At 74.1% G+C, this 15,146-nt stretch carries 14 protein-coding genes and 5 tRNA genes; 11 read left to right on the top strand and 8 right to left on the bottom strand.

Going from position 1 to position 15,146, the window contains the following annotated elements:
- The first annotated feature begins 41 nt into the window (after positions 1–41).
- From cobT to ABT034_RS18295, 3 genes are all read left to right on the top strand, one after another.
- Positions 42–3,608, top strand: coding sequence for a nicotinate-nucleotide--dimethylbenzimidazole phosphoribosyltransferase (gene cobT, locus ABT034_RS18305; protein WP_351216290.1), 3,567 nt, complete (start codon positions 42–44; stop codon positions 3,606–3,608).
- A 208-nt stretch (positions 3,609–3,816) separates the two neighbouring features.
- Positions 3,817–5,049, top strand: a complete 1,233-nt coding sequence (gene cobA / locus ABT034_RS18300) for a uroporphyrinogen-III C-methyltransferase (RefSeq protein ID WP_351216288.1) — start codon at positions 3,817–3,819, stop codon at positions 5,047–5,049.
- Positions 5,050–5,142: 93 nt separating this feature from the next.
- Positions 5,143–5,961 carry a TrmH family RNA methyltransferase gene (locus ABT034_RS18295; protein ID WP_351216286.1) on the top strand — a complete coding sequence of 273 codons (819 nt, stop codon included), beginning with the start codon at positions 5,143–5,145 and terminating at the stop codon, positions 5,959–5,961.
- Between the two features lie 19 nt (positions 5,962–5,980).
- On the opposite strand, the gene ABT034_RS18290 is transcribed toward ABT034_RS18295, so the two are convergent.
- Positions 5,981–7,174 (bottom strand): serine/threonine-protein kinase, encoded by a 1,194-nt coding sequence (locus ABT034_RS18290; protein ID WP_351216284.1) that lies wholly within the window; start codon positions 7,172–7,174, stop codon positions 5,981–5,983.
- 480 nt (positions 7,175–7,654) lie between these two features.
- Between ABT034_RS18290 and ABT034_RS18285 the strand changes: the two genes are divergently transcribed.
- The 3 genes from ABT034_RS18285 (at position 7,655) to ABT034_RS18275 (ending at position 9,525) form a co-directional block, all read left to right on the top strand.
- Positions 7,655–7,822 (top strand): hypothetical protein, encoded by a 168-nt coding sequence (locus ABT034_RS18285; protein WP_351216283.1) that lies wholly within the window; start codon positions 7,655–7,657, stop codon positions 7,820–7,822.
- A gap of 367 nt (positions 7,823–8,189) precedes the next feature.
- Positions 8,190–9,185 carry an aminoglycoside phosphotransferase family protein gene (locus ABT034_RS18280; RefSeq protein ID WP_351216282.1) on the top strand — a complete coding sequence of 332 codons (996 nt, stop codon included), beginning with the start codon at positions 8,190–8,192 and terminating at the stop codon, positions 9,183–9,185.
- A gap of 46 nt (positions 9,186–9,231) precedes the next feature.
- Positions 9,232–9,525: a TFIIB-type zinc ribbon-containing protein gene (locus tag ABT034_RS18275; RefSeq protein ID WP_266889767.1), complete on the top strand. Its 294-nt coding sequence runs from the start codon at positions 9,232–9,234 to the stop codon at positions 9,523–9,525.
- A 52-nt stretch (positions 9,526–9,577) separates the two neighbouring features.
- Here ABT034_RS18275 and ABT034_RS18270 read toward each other — a convergent pair.
- The 5 genes from ABT034_RS18270 to ABT034_RS18250 form a co-directional block, all read right to left on the bottom strand.
- Positions 9,578–9,652, bottom strand: a tRNA-Val gene (locus ABT034_RS18270).
- Positions 9,653–9,698: 46 nt separating this feature from the next.
- Positions 9,699–9,770, bottom strand: a tRNA-Val gene (locus ABT034_RS18265).
- Between the two features lie 35 nt (positions 9,771–9,805).
- Positions 9,806–9,877: transfer RNA gene (locus tag ABT034_RS18260), tRNA-Val, on the bottom strand.
- Position 9,878: 1 nt separating this feature from the next.
- Positions 9,879–9,952, bottom strand: a tRNA-Cys gene (locus tag ABT034_RS18255).
- Positions 9,953–9,990: 38 nt separating this feature from the next.
- A tRNA-Gly gene (locus ABT034_RS18250) sits at positions 9,991–10,063 on the bottom strand.
- A gap of 232 nt (positions 10,064–10,295) precedes the next feature.
- Between ABT034_RS18250 and ABT034_RS18245 the strand changes: the two genes are divergently transcribed.
- The 3 genes from ABT034_RS18245 to ABT034_RS18235 are packed head-to-tail and all read left to right on the top strand — an operon-like array spanning position 10,296 to position 13,072.
- The gene (locus ABT034_RS18245) at positions 10,296–11,363 is read left to right on the top strand and encodes a chorismate-binding protein (RefSeq protein ID WP_351216280.1); all 1,068 of its coding nucleotides are present in this window, start codon (positions 10,296–10,298) and stop codon (positions 11,361–11,363) included.
- On the top strand, positions 11,360–12,190 hold the full coding sequence (locus ABT034_RS18240) for an aminotransferase class IV (RefSeq protein ID WP_351216278.1): 831 nt from the start codon (positions 11,360–11,362) through the stop codon (positions 12,188–12,190). Before ABT034_RS18245 ends, ABT034_RS18240 begins: the two co-directional genes overlap by 4 nt.
- Positions 12,191–12,232: 42 nt before the next feature.
- Entirely contained in the window at positions 12,233–13,072 is an 840-nt protein-coding gene (locus ABT034_RS18235; protein WP_351216277.1) for a GNAT family N-acetyltransferase, read from the top strand.
- A gap of 12 nt (positions 13,073–13,084) precedes the next feature.
- Here the strand turns inward: ABT034_RS18235 and ABT034_RS18230 are convergent, their stop codons facing one another.
- Entirely contained in the window at positions 13,085–13,600 is a 516-nt protein-coding gene (locus tag ABT034_RS18230; RefSeq protein WP_351216275.1) for a DsbA family protein, read from the bottom strand.
- A gap of 148 nt (positions 13,601–13,748) precedes the next feature.
- Between ABT034_RS18230 and ABT034_RS18225 the strand changes: the two genes are divergently transcribed.
- Positions 13,749–14,198 (top strand): hypothetical protein, encoded by a 450-nt coding sequence (locus tag ABT034_RS18225; RefSeq protein ID WP_351216273.1) that lies wholly within the window; start codon positions 13,749–13,751, stop codon positions 14,196–14,198.
- Between the two features lie 111 nt (positions 14,199–14,309).
- On the top strand, positions 14,310–14,474 hold the full coding sequence (locus ABT034_RS18220; protein WP_351216271.1) for a hypothetical protein: 165 nt from the start codon (positions 14,310–14,312) through the stop codon (positions 14,472–14,474).
- Positions 14,475–14,486: 12 nt separating this feature from the next.
- Here the strand turns inward: ABT034_RS18220 and ABT034_RS18215 are convergent, their stop codons facing one another.
- Positions 14,487–15,044 (bottom strand): CGNR zinc finger domain-containing protein, encoded by a 558-nt coding sequence (locus tag ABT034_RS18215; RefSeq protein WP_351216269.1) that lies wholly within the window; start codon positions 15,042–15,044, stop codon positions 14,487–14,489.
- Between the last annotated feature and the right edge of the window lie 102 nt (positions 15,045–15,146).

The raw sequence follows: 15,146 nt of genomic DNA, 5'->3' as shown, positions 1-15,146 counted from the left end.
GCAGGTCTGAAGGAAGCACAAGCGATGGGCGAGGGGTACGCATGACGGACACCGGCCAGGTCCCGGGCGAGGGGCTGCCGGAGAACGCAGGCATGGTCGAGCAGCCGGGCATCCCCGCACCGGGCGCGTACACCTTCCTGGACCCCTCCGAGCACACCACCGAGGACGACGACCTGCTTCTCATGCCGGGTGCCCAGGGCGCCTGGAGCGAGCATCCGCCGGGCGTCGCGCCCGCGCCGCCGGTCGCCGTGCCGCCCCCGCCGGCACCCGTCGTCCCGCACCAGGCGGCGCCCCAGCAGGGCCTGCCGCACCAGGCGGCCCCGGCCGCGCAGGCCGTGGAGGCGCAGGTCCCGATGGGCGACCCGCTGACCGACCCCCTGCCGGACCCGCTCACGGCCCCGCTGGACGCCGTCGCCCTCGGCGACGTGCTGACGGCCCCGCAGAACCAGACCCCGCCGCAGGGCGTCCCGCTCGCCGGTACGCCCGCCCACGGCGTCCCGCTGGACCAGCCCACCGGCACCCCGGCGCACGGCGTCCCGACGGACCAGCTGACGGGTACGCCCGCGCACGGCGTCCCGCTCGACCGGACGACCGGCACCCCCGCGCACGGTGTGCCCGCCGCCCCGCAGGAGCCGGTCTCCACCGACCACGGCTACCAGCCCGGCGTCCTCGACACCGGCGCCCACGAGGCCGCCGGCCGTGACTCCGGCTCCGTGGACCTCGGCGGCGTCCGGGTGCCACCGCCCGCCGCGGTCCCGACCCCGCAGCCCGCGCGCCGCCCGCTGCACATGGGCCCGCCCATGCCCGAGGCCGGCGGTGTCGTGCTCTCCCTTGCCGACCGGGGACCCGCTACCGCGCCCGCCCCGGCTCCGCAGCCCGCGCCGGCCCCCGCTCCCGAGACTCTCGTGGCCACCGGCCCCGCGCCGGTGCCGGTACGGAACCCGGGCCCGCCCACCACCGGCCCCGAGTACTTCGACATCGCACAGGACCAGCAGCTCGCGCCGCAGGGCGCCGAGCCGTGGGCCGCACAGCCGCAGGAGCCCGTGGCACCGGGGGCCGACACCCCCGCAGAAACGGTCGTCCCGGAGACCGGCCAGTTCGTCCAGGTCGAGGGCAGCATCCCGACGACCCCGCACCTGGCCCCGGCCCCCGCGACGGAGCCGATCCCGGCGACCGAGCAGGCCCCGGCGACCGAGCCGGAGGAGCCGTCCGAGCCGGCGGCACCCGCCGAGGCCGAGACGGCCATCGAGGCCGAAACGCCCGCCGAGCCCGTGGCGCCCGCCGAGGCAGAGGCCCCCGTCGCGGAGGCCGTCCCGGAGACGACCGAACCCCAGGTGACGGTCCCCGCCCCCCGCGAGGCCGAGCCCGCGACGGCGGTCGCCGAAGAGCCCGCCGCCCCGGCGACGCAGGAGCCCGAGGCCGAGCAGGCGCCGGAGCCCGAGGCGCAGCCCGTCGCGGAAGCCGCCCCGGCCCCGCCGGAGGAGCAGGCCCCCGAGGAACCCGCCGTGGAGGCGGTCGCCGACGAGATCCCGTTCGTCCAGGAGGAGACCCCGGAGGCCCAGCCCGAGCCGGCCCCGGCGCCCGAAGCCGCGGCCACGGAACAGCCGGCCACTGAGCAGCCGGCCCCCGACGAGGCCCCCCTGCCCGAGCCCGTGGAAACGCTCCCCGAGGCAGAGGCAGAGGCAGCAGAGGCAGCCGCTCCCACGGACGCCCCCGAGGCGCTCCCGCAGCAGGCCGAGACCTCCGAGGAACTCCCCGACGAAGCGGCCCCCGGGCCGCTTCCGCAGGAGGCCGCGGCCCCCGAAGCCGCTCCGGCACAGGAACAGACCCCGCACGACACGGAAACAGAGGAAGCCCCTCAGCCGCTCGTGGCGTCGGCCCCCGCGCCGGGCTACGACGACGCCGAGCGCGAGGCCGTCCTCCGCGTGATGCGCGAGCGCCGCGACATCCGCAACGGCTTCCGCTCCGACCCGATCCCGCACGAGGTGCTGCTCCGCGTCCTGGAGGCCGCCCACACGGCCCCCAGCGTCGGCCACTCGCAGCCCTGGGACTTCGTCGTCATCCGCTCCGCCGAGACCCGGCAGACGATGCACGAGCTGGCCCAGCGGCAGCGCGAGGCGTACGCCAAGTCCCTCCCCAAGGCGCGGGCCAAGCAGTTCAAGGAACTGAAGATCGAGGCCATCCTCGACACCCCGGTCAACATCGTCGTGACCGCCGACCCCACCCGGGGCGGCCGCCACACCCTGGGCCGCTACACGCAGCCGCAGATGGCCCCGTACTCCTCGGCCCTCGCCGTCGAGAACCTCTGGCTCGCCGCCCGCGCCGAGGGCCTCGGCGTCGGCTGGGTCAGCTTCTTCGACGAGCGCGAGATGGTCCGCACCCTGGGCCTGCCCGAGCACCTCGAAGTGGTCGCGTACCTCTGTGTGGGGTACGTCGACGAGTTCCCCGAGGAGCCCGAGCTGATGCAGGCGGGCTGGTCCAAGCGCCGCCCGCTGGCCTGGGTCGTCCACGAGGAGACGTACGGCCGCCGCGCCCTGCCCGGCGAGGAGCCGCACGACCTGCTCCAGGAGACCGTCGCCAACATCCGCCCGCTGGACGCCAAGGCGCTCGGCGAGGCGTGGGAGCGCCAGAAGCGCATGACCAAGCCCGCGGGGGCCCTGGGCATGCTGGAGATCATCTCCGCCCAGCTCTCCGGTCTCTCCCGGGTCTGCCCGCCGCCGATCCCGGAGCCCGCCGCCGTCGCGATCTTCGCGGGCGACCACGGCGTGCACGCCCAAGGCGTCACGCCCTGGCCGCAGGAGGTCACCGGGCAGATGGTGGCCAACTTCCTCGGCGGGGGAGCGGTCTGCAACGCCTTCGCGAACCAGGTCGGCGCCGAGGTCTGCGTCATCGACGTGGGCGTCGCCTCCGAACTCCCGGCCACGCCGGGCCTCCTCCCGCGCAAGGTCCGCCCCGGCACCGGCGACTTCACCACGGGTCTCGCGATGACCCGCGAAGAAGTCCTCGCCGCGATCGAGGTGGGCATCGAGACGGCCCGCGACCTGGTCGCCGCCGGCAACAAGGCACTCCTCACGGGTGAGATGGGCATCGCGAACACCACCGCGTCCGCCGCCCTGATCTCGGTCTACACCGGAGTGGACGCCGCCGAGGTCACGGGCCGGGGCACGGGCATCAACGACGAGACGCACGCCCGCAAGGTGGACGTGGTCCGCCGTGCCCTCGACCTCCACAACCCGGACCCGGCGGACCCGATCGGCGTCCTCTCGGCGGTGGGCGGCCTGGAGCACGCGGCCCTCGTCGGCCTGATCCTGGGCGCGGCCTCCCTCCGTACCCCGGTCATCCTCGACGGCGTGTCCACCGGCGCGGCGGCGCTCGTGGCCAGGGCCATCGCGCCCGAGGCCCTTGCGGCCTGCATCGCGGGCCACCGCAGCGCCGAGCCGGGCCACGTGGCGGCCCTCAACAAGCTGGGCCTGCGCCCCCTGGTGGACCTGGACCTCCGCCTGGGCGAGGGCACGGGCGCCCTGCTCGCCCTCCCGCTGGTGCAGAGCGCGGCCCGCGCCATGCACGAGGTGGCCACGTTCGACTCGGCGGGCGTCACCGAGAAGTAGCACGAAGGACGCGTCCCCCACCCACGGGAGTGGGGGACGCGCAGGGGCAACCACCCCGGCCCCACCGGTGGGCGGAACATCTACCGGGACATCCATCACACCGTGCAAACCCCAGGTCACAGATATCGTGACCCTGTACGAGCCGCTCCACAGCCGCAGCGGCGCCCCCTCGTTCGCACCGCCACGCTCTCCGAGGAGCCGCTCACCCATGGCCGACACCGCCGACCACCCCGCCTACCCCGTCGGCCTGCGCCTGGCCGGCCGCCGCGTCGTCGTTCTCGGCGGCGGCCAGGTCGCCCAGCGCCGGCTGCCCGCCCTGATCGCCGCGGGCGCCGACATCACGCTGGTCTCCCCGTCCGCGACCCCCTCCGTCGAGGCCATGGCCGAGGCCGGCGAGATCACCTGGACCAAGCGGCGGTACGAGGACGGCGACCTCGCCGACGCCTGGTACGCCCTGGTCGCCACCACGGACCCCGCCTCGAACGCCGCCGCATCCGCAGAGGCCGAGCGCACCAGGACCTGGTGCGTACGCGCCGACGACGCCGAGGCGGCCACCGCGTGGACCCCGGCGACCGGCCGCGACGCGGGCGTCACGGTGGCCGTGCTCACGGGCCACGACCCCCGCCGCTCGGCCGCGGTCCGCGACGCGATCGTCGAGGGCCTCCGCGACGGCTCGATCGCCGCGCCGGCGCACCGCTCGCGCACCCCCTTCGTCGCCCTGGTCGGCGGCGGCCCCGGCGACCCGGACCTGATCACGGTGCGCGGCCGCCGGCTGCTCGCGGAGGCGGACGTGGTCATCGCGGACCGCCTCGGCCCGCGAGACCTCCTGGACGAGCTGCCCCCGCACGTCGAGGTGATCGACGCGGCGAAGATCCCGTACGGCCGGTTCATGGCCCAGGAGGCCATCAACAACGCGCTGATCGAGCACGCGAAGGCGGGCAGGTCCGTCGTGCGGCTCAAGGGCGGCGACCCGTTCGTCTTCGGCCGCGGCATGGAGGAGGCGCAGGCGCTCGCCGCCGAGGGCATCGCCTGCACGGTGGTCCCGGGCATCTCCAGCTCGATCTCGGTCCCGGGCGCGGCCGGCATCCCGGTGACGCACCGCGGGGTGGCGCACGAGTTCACGGTGGTCAGCGGTCACGTCGCCCCCGACGACCCGCGTTCCCTCGTCGACTGGGCGTCGCTCGCGAAGCTCACGGGCACCCTCGTCATCCTCATGGGCGTCGACAAGATCGGGAAGATCGCCGAGGCGCTCATCGCCCACGGCAAGAACCCGGAGACGCCGCTGGCCCTGGTCCAGGAAGGCACCACCGCGTCCCAGCGCCGGGTGGACGCCACCCTCGCGACGGTCGCGGAGACCGTCAGGGCCGAGGAGGTCCGCCCGCCGGCCGTCATCGTCATCGGCGACGTGGTGGCGGAGGGCCCCGACCGCCGGGCGAAGTAGCTTCCCGGGCCCGCCGACCGGGGGCGACCACCCCCGCACGCACCCCCCGTCCCACACATTGGCACCACACCCCGGACAAGGCAGTATCACCTCGTGGCCGAACTCATCACGATCGACGACCCCGACGACCCGCGCCTCAGCGACTACACCGGCCTGACCGACGTCGAGCTGCGCCGCAGACGTGAGCCGGCCGAGGGCCTGTTCATCGCGGAGGGCGAGAAGGTCATCCGCCGGGCCAGGCAGGCCGGGTACGAGATGCGGTCGATGCTGCTGTCCGCCAAGTGGGTCGATGTCATGCGGGACGTCATCGACGAGGTACCGGCGCCGGTGTACGCGATCCAGCCGGACCTCGCGGAGCGCGTCACCGGCTATCACGTGCACCGGGGCGCCCTCGCCTCCATGCAGCGCAAGCCGCTCCCGGACGCGGCCGAACTGCTGGTGGACGCCCGCCGGGTGGTCGTCATGGAGTCGGTCAACGACCACACCAACATCGGTGCGATCTTCCGCAGCGCGGCGGCCCTCGGCATGGACGCGGTGCTGCTCTCGCCGGACTGCGCGGACCCGCTGTACCGGCGTTCCGTGAAGGTGTCCATGGGCGCGGTGTTCTCGGTGCCGTACGCCCGGCTCGACACCTGGCCGCGCGGCCTGGAGGCCGTGCGGGAGGCGGGTTTCAAGCTTCTGGCGCTCACCCCGGCGGAGAAGGCGACCGCGATCGACGAGGCCGCCCCGCACCGCCTCGATCGGGTGGCCCTGATGCTGGGGGCGGAGGGCGACGGCCTGTCGACGCAGGCGCTGCGGGCGGCGGACGAGTGGGTCCGCATCCCGATGGCCCATGGCGTCGACTCACTGAACGTGGGCGCGGCGGCGGCGGTCGCCTTCTACGCGGTGGCGACGGGCCGCCCGGAATCCTGACGGCGCCGGAACCCGGGCCCTATCCCTGAAGGGCCTGGGCGGCGGCGATGCCCAGGGCCACCACCAGGGTCACGACGACGAAGACGAAGAGCCGCTGGCGCAGCAGCCGGGGGTTGGCGGGGCGGCGCCCCGTCGACGTCGTACGGGCGCCCGGCCGCGTCGCGGGCCGCCCCCCGGTCCGCGGCCCGGGCCCACGCCCCTGGCCGCGGTCGGCACCACGCTCCGGACCACGATCCGACGACCGCTCAGAACCCCGATCAGCACCCCGCTCAGAACCCCGCTCCGGGCCTCGGCCGGGCAGGTCCCGATCGGTGTACCGCTCGGTCGGCCGTACGGTGTGCCGCTCCTCGGCCCGCTCCCGCTGCACGGGCGGCCGGGAGACCGGCAGCCCCTGCGCCTCGCGCGCCGCGATCTCCTTGAGCCGCATCGACAGCTGGAGCGTGCTGGGGCGGTCCTCGGGATCCTTCGCGAGACAGGCCCGGATCAGCGGCGCGAGCGCGTCGGGCACTCCGTGCAGCTGCGGCTCCTCGTGCACCACCCGGTAGAGCATGACCTCGGAACTGCCGTGCCCGAAGGGGGAGTCGGCCATCGCCGCGTACGCCAGGGTGGCGCCGAGCGAGAACACGTCGGTGGCGGGGGTGACGGCCGCTCCGCGCACCTGCTCGGGCGCGAGGAAGCCGGGCGAGCCGACGGCCGTGCCCACGTGGGTCAGGGTGCTGGCACCGGTCGCCCAGGCGATGCCGAAGTCGATGATGCGGGGGCCCTTGGGGGAGAGCAGGATGTTCGAGGGCTTGAGGTCCCGGTGCACCACGCCGGCCTCGTGGACGGCGACGAGGCCCTCCGAGAGGGCCGCCCCGATCGTGGCGACGTCGGCGGCGCGCAGCGCGCCCTCCTCGGCGACGCGGTCGTGCAGCGAGGGGCCGGGCACGTACTGGGTGGCGAACCAGGGGCGCTCGGCCTCCAGATCGGCGGCGACGAGCCGGGCCGTGCAGCCGCCGCGGATCCGCCGGGCCGCGGACACCTCGCGGGCGAACCGCGACCGGAACTCCTGGTCCTCGGCGAGATCGGGCCGGATCACCTTCAGCGCCACCCGCTGGCCGCGCCGGTCGGACCCCAGGTACACGACGCCCATCCCGCCGGCCCCCAGCCTGCGGTGGAGCCGGAACGACCCGACGATCCGCGGATCCTCGCGCCGGAGCCGCATCATCGCCATGTCCGTCCCCTCGTCCGTTCGACGTGGCACAGCTTACGTAGTGGCGCCCGCGCGTGCTCATAGGCCGCGCCCTCGCACCGGGATCGATTGTCAGTGCTGAGGGGGAGAAGGCACGGAGGTACGAGCCCTGGCCCATCCCCCAACCCCCGCGCGGGACGCCACACTTGACGCAGGGTCGGAATCCCGGTGAGGGCCGACGGGGGGCCTCGGGCCAGGGCGTTCGCGGGACGACCGGCGAAGTGAGCCATGTCACGCCCCCGGCCGCCCTCCGGGAAGACCCGGGGATCGGAGCCCGGGGCGTCTCCACCCAGGGGAGTACGCCGCGCGGGCGGCCGTCATCCTCCGGGAGGCCCGCAAGTCGGTACGAGGGCATGACGTCCCGGCGCTCCCCGCTCCCTAATGTTGAGGTCAAGCGGCGGGTGCAGCACTCGTCCCCCGAGGTAACGCACCCGCCGCGCCAGACACGACAGGAGAGGTCCCATGGCTTTCACGGCACCGAGGACGAGCACCCGGCCTTCGGGCCAGCGCCACCCCCTGGTGGCCACGGCCATGGTCCTCCCTCTCGCGGCCCTGCTGGTGGTCGTCTTCGGCGGCTGGGAGGCAGTGGTCACACATGCGTCGTCCGTGGGCGTGATGCTGGGGCGCTGAACAGCGCCCCGGACCCGGGAGAGCGGCCCGGGTCGGGACATCCGGCCATCAGCCCCGTGGGGACGGGGGTGCGGCGGACGGCAGCGTGGGGCCGGTCAGCTGGGGAGCTGACCGGCCCTCGCGCATTCCCCCCGCCCGACGGAGGCCGCCCCGCCCGGCAAGGAGCCGAGGCCACCCCGGCCCCTGCCCAGACGCCCCCGCGACTGCCGCAGGCCGAGGGAACCGCCCGAGCCCGCCCCTTACGGCCCGGCCCGGCCGCCCGGCGACCGCCGCAGGCCGAAGGGACCGCCCCCCGCCCGGCGCACCCACCCCCGTACAACCAACCCGTGCACCCCCCCCTGTACGACCCTCCCCGTACGCTCCCCCCGTGGACTCCACCGACCGGCCTCCCCTCCACCGACCACCCCTCGACCGGCTCGCCGACCTCGCGTACGACGCCGCCCACCGACCCGGTGCGCCCTGCCGGTGTGCGAGTGGTCTCGTCGGGGTGCTCGCCGACCGGGACGACGGGACCGTCGTACGGCACGGACGGCTCGTCGCCAAGGCACACGCCCCCGGCACCGACCCCGAGGCGCATCGCGCGCGGGTCGCGTTGGCCGCGCACCCGGATGTCGCCGGCGTCTTCCTCCCGCCCCTTCCGATGCCCGCGCCCGCGCCGGACGAACTCGACGGCCGCCCCGTCACCGTCTGGCCGTACGGCCCACCCGTCGACCCGGCGGACCCCGACGCCGCCCCCTGGGAGGAGGCGGCACGGCTGCTCGCCCTGCTCCACCGCACCCCGCCCCCGCCAGGGCCCCGGCTTCCGGCGATGCGGGCGCCCGCCAAGGCGGCCCTCGCCGTGGACCGGATGCGCCGGGCCGCGCCGGACCACCCGGCGACCGCGACCGTCCTCGCCGCCTGGAAGACGATCCCCGACGCCGCCCCCGGTACCGACCCGGCCGCCGCCCGCGGCCCCCGGCGTCTCTGCCACGGCGACTTCCACCTCGGCCAACTCGTCCGCGACACCGGCGCGGAGCCCGCCCCGGCCTGGCGGCTCATCGACATCGACGACCTCGGTCTCGGTGACCCGGCCTGGGATCTGGCCCGTCCCGCCGCCTGGTTCGCCGCCGGCATCCTGCCCCCGGGGATCTGGTCCCGTTTCCTCGGCGCCTACCAGGAGGCGGGAGGCCCCGCCGTGGGCGCCGACCCGTGGGTCCAACTCGACGTGCCCGCCCGCGCCCTGACGGTCCAGACCGCTGCCCTGGCCCTGGCCAAGTCGACGGCCGAGCGCAGACCGCTCGACGAGGTCGAGGACGTGATGATCGACACCTGCGCCCGCATCGCCGGGCACCGAACCGCCGAGACCCCTCAGGCGTCCACGTAAAGTGAAGCCACCATACGAACGGCGACGTCAGGGAGTTGAGCCGACCATGCAGTGCCCCAAGTGCCACGCGGCGATGCACACGTACAACCGCAACGGTGTCCAGATCGAGCAGTGCAGCGGCTGCCGCGGCATATTCCTGGACTACGGCGAGCTGGAGTCCCTGACCCGCCTGGAGTCCCAGTGGGTCCAGCAGGCCCCGCCCGCCCCTCCGGCCCCGCAGGCGTACCCGGCGCAGCCCGCCCCCGCCGCTCCGGCCTGGGGCGCCCCGCACCACGGCGGCCACCACGGCGGGGGCCACTACCGTCAGCGCGGTTTCGGCCGGATGCTCTTCTCCTCCTGACCGGGGGTACGAAGAAGCCCCCGGCCGCAAGATGCGGCCGGGGGCTTCTTGGTGGTGCGCGATACTGGGATTGAACCAGTGACCTCTTCCGTGTCAGGGAAGCGCTCTCCCGCTGAGCTAATCGCGCGGGGTGTACACCTCGTACCCGAAGGCACTGCGTACTGGCTACTGCGTGCGCGATACTGGGATTGAACCAGTGACCTCTTCCGTGTCAGGGAAGCGCTCTCCCGCTGAGCTAATCGCGCGGGGGATCCGAAGATCCGCGGACCCGAAGGTCCAGTGGACGATACTGGGATTGAACCAGTGACCTCTTCCGTGTCAGGGAAGCGCTCTCCCGCTGAGCTAATCGTCCTTGGAGGTGGAGACGGGATTTGAACCCGTGTAGACGGCTTTGCAGGCCGTTGCCTCGCCTCTCGGCCACTCCACCAGGAGTGAATACAGGGGTCGGGAAGATCCCCCACATCGAGCGGACGACGAGATTCGAACTCGCGACCCTCACCTTGGCAAGGTGATGCTCTACCAACTGAGCCACGTCCGCTTGTCGTTTCCGTTTCGCTTGCGCGTCCCGGCGACGTGTTGAACTCTAGCGGATTCCTGGGCCAGCACAAAAACGCGTTTCCGCAGCGTGCTGACCTGCGGGCCGACCCGGGCGGCGGGCCGGACCTCCCGGAGGGTTCCCGACGCGTTCACTCGCCGTGTTCCCCGGGTGGCAGGCAGACGCCACCTCCCGCGGTCCGGTGTCCCTCCGTCGGCCGACCTAGACTCGATGCGTGTACGACCTTGCTCCTCTGGCCCGCTTCGGCGGCCTCGTCGCGACCGACCTCCGGGATGTCACCCACGACCCCGAAGCCCTGGACTCCACCGGCTTCTGGGCCGTCTGTGCGGACTTCGAAGGGCGTCTGACCTGCGCCCGCTTCGGAGACGTACGGCCCGACCGCGTTCCCGCGCCCGTCCCTGGCGCCTGGCGCGGCCCCGCCGCCGGTGACTGGACGTCGTCCCTCGACCGCGCCGCGTACATCGCGGGCGTCCGGCGGGTGCGGGAGCACATCGCGCGCGGTGAGGTCTACCAGGCGAACCTCTGCCGGGTGCTGACCGCCCCGCTGCCGGACCCGGCCGCCGCCGACGTCGACGCGCTCACCGCACTGCTCGCCGAGGGGAACCCCGCCCCCTACGCCGGAACGATCCGCCTGCCCGCGCACGGCGTGGAGGTCGCCACCGCCTCTCCCGAGCTGTACCTCCGCATGGAAGGGGCCCTGATCACCTCCGGCCCCATCAAGGGGACCGGCCGCACCGCCGCCGACCTCCTCCCCAAGGACCACGCGGAGAACGTGATGATCGTCGACCTGGTCCGCAACGACCTGGGGCGCGTCAGCGAGACCGGCTCCGTCGCCGTACCCGCGCTCTGCGCGACCGAGGAGCACCCCGGCCTCGTCCACCTCGTCTCCACCGTCACCGGCCTGCTGCGGGAGGACGCCGGCTGGCCCGAGCTCCTCGCCGCCACCTTCCCGCCCGGCTCCGTCACCGGCGCCCCCAAGTCCAGCGCCTTGCGGATCATCGAGGCCCTGGAGACCGCCCCGCGCGGCCCTTACTGCGGGGGCGTCGGCTGGGTCGACGCCGACGTGGGCACCGCCGAGCTGGCCGTCGGCATACGCACCTTCTGGATCGACCGCCCCGAGGGCGTGCTCCGCTTCGGCACCGGCGCCGGGATCACCTGGGGCTCCGACCCGGAGCGCGAGTGGGAGGAGACCGAACTCAAGGCCGCCCGGCTCGTCGCGATAGCGTCGGGCGCCTACGAGTCAGGCGCCCTTGAGGCGAGCGGAAAGGCCACTTCTCGATGAAACTCTGGGTCAACGGCGGGCTGCACGAACCGGAGACCGCCCTGGTCTCCGTACTGGACCACGGATTGACCGTCGGCGACGGCGTCTTCGAGACGGTCAAGGCCGAGCGTGGAGAAACGTTTGCTCTGACGCTCCACCTGGAGCGGCTCACCCGCTCCGCCCGTGGCCTCGGGCTGCCCGACCCGGACCTCGACGAGGTCCGCCGCGCCTGCGCCGCCGTCCTCGAAGCGAACCCGATGGAGCTGGGCCGGCTCCGCATCACGTACACCGGCGGCATCTCCCCGCTCGGCTCGGAGCGCGGCGACGCCGGGGCCGGCCTCGTCGTCGCCCTCGGGGAGACCGGCCGCCGCGCCGACTCCACCGCCGTGATCACCGTGCCCTGGACCCGCAACGAGCGCGGCGCCCTCACCGGCCTCAAGACCACCTCGTACGCCGAGAACGTCGTCGCCCTCGCCAGGGCGCGCGAGCAGGGGGCGACCGAGGCGATCTTCGCCAACACCGTCGGGCAGCTCTGCGAGGGCACAGGATCCAATATCTTCGTCGTGGTCGACGGCCGGATCCTCACCCCGCCCGTCTCCTCCGGCTGCCTCGCGGGCATCACCCGCGCCCTGGCGGTCGAGTGGACCGGAGCGCGCGAGACCGACCTGCCGCTGGACGTCCTGGAGAGCGCCGACGAGATCTTCCTGACCTCGACCCTCCGCGACGTGCAGGCCGTGCACCGGGTCGACGGCCGCGAGCTGTCGCCGGCGCCCGGCCCGGTCACCGCGAAGGCGATGCGGATCTTCGACGAGCGGGCCGCCGGGGACCGGGACCCGCGCCTCGGGTAAAACCTGATGACGGACGGCCCCGGGGTGGGTAGAACACCTCTGATGACCACCACCCTGCGGCCGGCCGAGCCGCTTCAGCAGACGCCCGACGGCGGCCGTTCGCGTACCTACGACATCTGTGTGAACAGCCGCCGCGTCGGCTCCGTGCACCTCTCCACCGCCCCCGGCTTCGGAGCCGGGGCAGGCGTGATCAGCCGCCTCGCGGTCGACGAACCCGACCGCGGCCGGGGCAGGGGCACGGTCGCCGCCCTCGCCTCCGAGGAGGTGCTGCGGGGCTGGGGCTGTGTCCAGGTGCAGATATCGGTGCCCGCCGAGGCCGTGGCCGCGCAGCGGATGGCCCGCTCCCTCGGCTACACCGAGCGCAGCCGGAACATGCTCAAGGAGCTGCCCGCCGAGCCTCCGGCGCTGCCGGAGGGCGTCGAGATCCGGCCGATGACCGAGGCCGAGTACGCCGGGTGGCAGACGCGCGCCAAGGAGGGCTTCGCGCAGAGCTGGATCGACCGGGGCGTCCCCGAGGAGCAGGCCCGCGCCAAGGCCGAGACCAGCCACCGGACCCTGCTCCCGGACGGCCTTGCCACGCCGGGCACCGCGATCCACGTGGTCGTACGGGACGGCCGGCCCGCCGGTCATCTGTGGACCGGCCGGATCGAGCTGGAACCGGGCCGGTGGGCGGCCTTCGTCTACGACATCGAGGTGGACGAGGAGCAGCGCGGCCACGGCTACGGGCGGGCGCTCATGCTGCTCGCCGAGCGGGTCGCCCGGGAGGCCGGGGAGACCCTGCTCGGACTGCACGTCTTCGCGGGCAACACCCCGGCGATCGGGCTCTACGAGTCGCTGGGCTTCCGCACGACGTACGTCAACAGCGCCAAGGACCTGCGGTAGGGGAGGGGCTTCTCAGCCCTCGAGGAGGCGGTCGGCGATCTCCTCGATGCGCTCGCGCAGGCCGTCCTGGCTCTGGCCGCCGTCGAGGCGCTCGCCGCCGATCACATAGGTCGGGGTGCCGGTGACCTTGATGGCCTTGCCCTCGGCCTCGTCCGCGTCGACGGTCAGCAGATGCCGGCCGTCGATCAGGGCGGTGTCGAACTCCTCGGCGTCCAGGCCGAGTTCGGTGGCGACCTCCATGAGCACCGGCTCGCCCCGCTCGCCGAGCTCGGCGGTCCTGGCGAGCAGCGCCTCCGCGTACGGCCAGCCCTTGCCCTGCTCGACGGCCTCCTCGGCGGCCTGCGCGGCGGCGTACGCGTGCTTGTGCTTCGCCAGGGGGAAGTGGCGCAGCTGTACGTCGAGCCGGTCGCCGTACTTCTCGCGGAGCGCGCGGACGTCGTCGAGCGCCTGGAGGCAGTCGGGGCACTGGAGGTCGAACCACGCCTCAAGGACGACGGGGGAGAGGGGCGCGGTGGTGGAGTCACTCATGGCAGCAGTCTCCCTCACCGGGACCTGGGGAGGAGATCCGGCGGGGTCGACCCGGAGATCTCCCTGAGACCGGCCGTCGGGCATGGCCCCGGACGGTCGGCCCGGTGCAGGATGGAAGGGACGTATCACCCGGGACCTGGAGGACCGCATGCTGGCCGAGACCATCTGCTCCGCGGTGTCCGCGGCGGGCCTGGGCATCGCCGCGATCACGGCGTACCGGAAGCGCTTCCTGACCGCTGCCAGGATGGCGGCCTACGCCCTGGTGCCGCTGGGTCTGGTGATGACGGGCGCCGTCGAGTGGATCGCGGGCACGGCGTTCAGCCCCGTCGCCTGGGCCGGTTTCGGCGTGCTCGGCGTCGCCTGGCTGCTCTTCCTGTCCACCCGGGCCGTCGAGCGGCGCCGGGGCGGCCGCAAGGAGACCACCGGCGACGCCGGGACGAGAGCGGTGGCCCCGGGTGCGTCCGCGCCCTCGCGCGCCGTGACGGCGAAGCCGCGGGCAGCCCAGGCGGGCCGAGGAAGCCAGGCAGGCCAGGGGAGCCAGGCTGCCGGGGACGACTTCAGCGACATCGAGGCGATTCTGAAGAAGCACGGAATCTGATCGCTTCTGACGATTCCCGTTCCCATGATCCACGGGAAGGAGTGAACGGCCCCTGCCGTGGGGCGTGTTGCGGGATTTCCCGGGCCCCGGGTGCGCCATCATCCGTCGGAGATGCTGGATACCTCGCGGGAGACCCTCCCCGCCGCCCCCGACGCCCCTGCCGAAGAGCCGCGCGGCTGCCTGTTCGCGCTCTCCCAGCCCCCACTGATGATCTTCCTCGCGGTGATCGGCTGTCTGCTGCTGATGGCCGCCGTGCACGACCTCTTCGTGCTGTGAGGGCTCCGGGGCTCAGCCCGCCGCTTCCTTGCGGCGCGCCCGGTACGCGGCCACGTGCAGACGGTTGCCGCAGGTGCGGCTGTCGCAGTAACGGCGCGAGCGGTTGCGGGAGAGGTCGACGAAGGCCCGGCCGCAGTCCGGCGCCTCGCAGCGCCGCAGCCGTTCCTGCTCGCCCGCCACCACGATGAACGCGAGCGCCATGCCGCAGTCGGCCGCGAGGTGGTCCGCCACCGACGCGCCCGGCGCGAAGTAGTGCACGTGCCAGTCGTAGCCGTCGTGGTCGGTGAGCTGGGGCGTGGTGCCCGCACCCGCCACCAGCTGGTTGATCAGGGGAGCCGCGATCCGCGCCTCTGGCGCGGAGAAGACGGCGGCGAACTTCTCGCGGACCTCGCGGACGGCCCGCAGGTCGTCGGCGCCGAGCTCACCCACGCCGCTGATCTTGTGCGCGCGTACGAAGGCCCGCAGCCCGGGGATGTCCGCGAGCTCGTCGGCCCGCTCGCCCTGGGGCGCGGTGTTCATCAGATCGACGACGGTGTCGAGGGCGATCCGGGTGTCGTGGGGAATCAGCACGATTCGCTCCCTGGCCGGCCGCGGGCGGGCGCCCGCGGAATGGCGCTGACTTTAGCGCGACAGGGAAAAGGCCACCGGCGCCCACCACCGCGCCGGCTGCGC

The sequence above is a fragment of the Streptomyces sp. NPDC002773 genome (assembly GCF_040295605.1).
GTDB lineage: Bacteria > Actinomycetota > Actinomycetes > Streptomycetales > Streptomycetaceae > Streptomyces.
This window is presented reverse-complemented; position numbering and strand designations above follow the sequence as displayed.

Coding starts and splice junctions, on each gene's coding strand:
- ABT034_RS18235 (WP_351216277.1), top strand. CDS start 12,233: ATGACCACCACCCTGCGGCCGGCCGAGCCGCTTCAGCAGACGCCCGAC.
- ABT034_RS18275 (WP_266889767.1), top strand. CDS start 9,232: ATGCAGTGCCCCAAGTGCCACGCGGCGATGCACACGTACAACCGCAAC.
- ABT034_RS18225 (WP_351216273.1), top strand. CDS start 13,749: ATGCTGGCCGAGACCATCTGCTCCGCGGTGTCCGCGGCGGGCCTGGGC.
- cobT (WP_351216290.1), top strand. CDS start 42: ATGACGGACACCGGCCAGGTCCCGGGCGAGGGGCTGCCGGAGAACGCA.
- ABT034_RS18240 (WP_351216278.1), top strand. CDS start 11,360: ATGAAACTCTGGGTCAACGGCGGGCTGCACGAACCGGAGACCGCCCTG.
- ABT034_RS18285 (WP_351216283.1), top strand. CDS start 7,655: ATGGCTTTCACGGCACCGAGGACGAGCACCCGGCCTTCGGGCCAGCGC.
- cobA (WP_351216288.1), top strand. CDS start 3,817: ATGGCCGACACCGCCGACCACCCCGCCTACCCCGTCGGCCTGCGCCTG.
- ABT034_RS18290 (WP_351216284.1), bottom strand. CDS start 7,174: ATGGCGATGATGCGGCTCCGGCGCGAGGATCCGCGGATCGTCGGGTCG.
- ABT034_RS18230 (WP_351216275.1), bottom strand. CDS start 13,600: ATGAGTGACTCCACCACCGCGCCCCTCTCCCCCGTCGTCCTTGAGGCG.
- ABT034_RS18220 (WP_351216271.1), top strand. CDS start 14,310: ATGCTGGATACCTCGCGGGAGACCCTCCCCGCCGCCCCCGACGCCCCT.